Origin of the sequence: Nocardia wallacei, from assembly GCF_029869545.1 — a bacterium.
Lineage (GTDB): Bacteria > Actinomycetota > Actinomycetes > Mycobacteriales > Mycobacteriaceae > Nocardia > Nocardia wallacei_A.
In genome coordinates, this window is record NZ_JARWQD010000010.1 from 1 (window position 1) to 2,726 (window position 2,726).

The following is a 2,726-nucleotide window of genomic DNA, read 5'->3' on the forward strand; positions in this document are numbered from 1 at the left end:
GCTTGGGATCCGCATCCCGATACAACCTGACCGCCCGAGCCCTCAACTCGTCCGGATACTTCTTCGGTGCTGCCACTGATGAACTCCTTCCGGCCCCTATCGGACCACGTCAGAGCTCTCCGTGAAAGCGGGGGAACCTCACCGCCACCGGAAATTACAGCCTGGTCGGGACATGGGCACGCGACCGGATCACCGTCGCAGACACCGTGCCGGACGGCTACCAGCCCCTCAAGTTCGACCTGATCGAGCCCTGGTGACAGTCCGCTAATGGCCCAGGAACCAGACCGCTCATCAGGCCACCACCCCTACCGATCACTGAGCCCGCAGCCACCGCAACCGACATCATCCACGACCGGAATCCACCGCTTCACCACATCGGTGATACCCACCCAGCCGACGATCCAGTTCTTCGAGGGAGGGGTGGTGAACCGTCCACAGTGTCTCGACGATCGCGAAGTCGCGACCGTCTTGGCCGCACTTCGCCAATTCCAGTGCACGCCAGATCATTCCGCCGAGCACTTCGCTGACACCGCACCGCTGGAGTCCGACGAGATCGACATCCTCTGTGAGCGAATCAACTCAACCGTCCCCGCCCGGTGCCGGACCGAATCCGACGATGCTAATCGGCCGCACTGGCCGCAGTTCGCCGCCGCTGGTGTCCAGCTCGAGCGGTTCATCAACGCCATCTACTGGTGTGCCGACTGCTCGTGCCTTTTCGTCCCGGATGTCGACGCCGACGCCATCTATCCCGACCGGGCCGTGCCCGTCGGCATGCTGGGCGACCCGGCCACCGACCACGACTGTCGCTATCACCGCCTGCCCTACGAATGGAAACCGGCCGACGGCCCCTGATGCCGCGCCTGGACACAGCCACGCACCCGCTGTACGAGGCAACCATCACGGGATTCCCCGCCGGGCCCTGCCTGGGCCCGCCGTTGCTCATTCTCCTCAATTGCCAAGGGAGACAACACTATGACGACCGACATCGCCGAATCCGCACCTGCCACCGAGTCCACCGATACGTACGAACAGCTGCTGCGCAAACCGCCGTCGCTCGACCCGAACAGCCTGGTGGTCGATGACAATATCCGCCAGACCTTCGATGACACCTTCGAATCAGATCCCAAGCTGATCGACCTTCTGGCGTCTGTCCGTGAAGATGGCGTCTCGATTCCGATCATCGCCGAACTGTGCGCCGACGGCAGCATCAGCGTCGTCGAGGGCCAGTTACGTGTGTTGGCCGCCCGTAAAGCAGGTCTGGAGGAAATACCTGGCTGGGTTCGCCGCGCCCCCGATCTCGACGAAAAGACCCGCAAACTGGCTCGGATCACCGAGCAGCTCCGCACGTACCGTCGTGTCGCCCTGGCCGATAGCGATCACGCTGTGGCCGTTGCCATGATGCTGGACTTGGGAATGTCGGTCACCAAGGTCGCAGAGAAGACTCGACTGAAGCGGGACGTCGTGAAATCCACGGCCGCGGTGGGGAAATCGCCGACCGCCCGGCGGCTGCTCGACGACGGTGCGTTGACCCTGTCCCAGTTGGAGGTGATCGCAGAGTTCGAGAACGCCGGCGACACCGATGCCGTCGCACGTCTGGAACAGACCGATGGCCGCAATTTCGACTGGACCGCAAATCTCCTGCGCGATCAGCGGGAGCGCGACCGCGCCCACCAGGCCGAGGCCCACAGCTACACCGAACAGGGCTATCGCGTCCTTACCGACGACGACTTCCCGCAAGCCGACGACGAGTATGTGCCGATCGAAGATGTCCGCTCTCTCGACGGCCTCGAGGTCACGCCCGCGGCCACCCGAGAACGCGCCACGCTGTGGGCGGTCTACCTCCAGCACCTGGACGACGAACTCGACATCACCGACGCCGAGACCGGCGTCCCCGTCGATCCCGACACTGTGGACTGGGACACCGACCAGCACCGCGAAGTACAGGCCGCCGACGGCCTGCGTCATGCGGACACCGTCAAGCAATCACCGTGGCGGCCTTGGTTCTACATCCGGCCCGATGACATGGCCGCCGCCGCGGTCATGCCCACACCGCCCGTGGACGACGCCGAACTCGACGAGCCTGACGACCCCGCCCCTGTGTCATCTCCGGCCGCAGACCACGACGATCCGGATGTCCATTCGGAGGAAGCCGAAGCCGTCGAGGCCGACGGTCCCGGAGGCGTGGTCGAAGCCGAGGACCCGGAACAGGCCGAGCGCCGCGCAGCAGCCCGCGTCGAAGCCGAACGCCTGGCCGCTGAGCAGGCCGCCAAGGTGGAGGCTGCGCGCCGGGAAGCTCAGCGGCTGGCGGCCGAACGCCGTGAGGTCGAGCGGCAGGCGAACGCGCGGATCGACAAGCTCGGTCAGCAGGCCGTCTCGGTCAATAAGGCCCGGCGCGACTGGCTGGCCGAGCACGTTGTCCCGCGCAAGACGCTCACGAAGCACGAGGCCATGTTCGTCGCCGCGTCGATGCTGCGTGATCGGGAGCTGTTGAGCCGATTCGGTGCTGCGGACATGGCGCTGCAACTGCTGGGATTCGACAACGCCGAGGCCGCCGCCTCCTCGTTGACCGACGCGACCCGAGGCCGCGCCGACGTCTATGTCTACGTCCTGGTTCTCGCAGGCTATGAACGGCTCATCACCAAGGATCTGTGGCGGCTGCGGCAGCTCGCGCCCAAGCCCGGTGACCGCGACACTCGCGACGACGTGGAGTTCTACCTGCGGTTCCT

2 protein-coding genes are annotated in these 2,726 nt (G+C 65.4%); both read left to right on the forward strand.

Annotation, left to right across the window (positions count from 1 at the left end; genetic code table 11):
• Nucleotides 1-423: 423 nt before the first annotated feature.
• A complete protein-coding gene (locus QH290_RS00140; RefSeq protein ID WP_280381616.1) occupies nucleotides 424-852 on the forward strand; it encodes a hypothetical protein in 429 nt (142 codons plus the stop codon).
• Between the two features lie 120 nt (nucleotides 853-972).
• Nucleotides 973-2,726: ParB/RepB/Spo0J family partition protein (locus QH290_RS00145; RefSeq protein WP_280381617.1), on the forward strand; the 1,754-nt coding region annotated here is incomplete at its 3' end.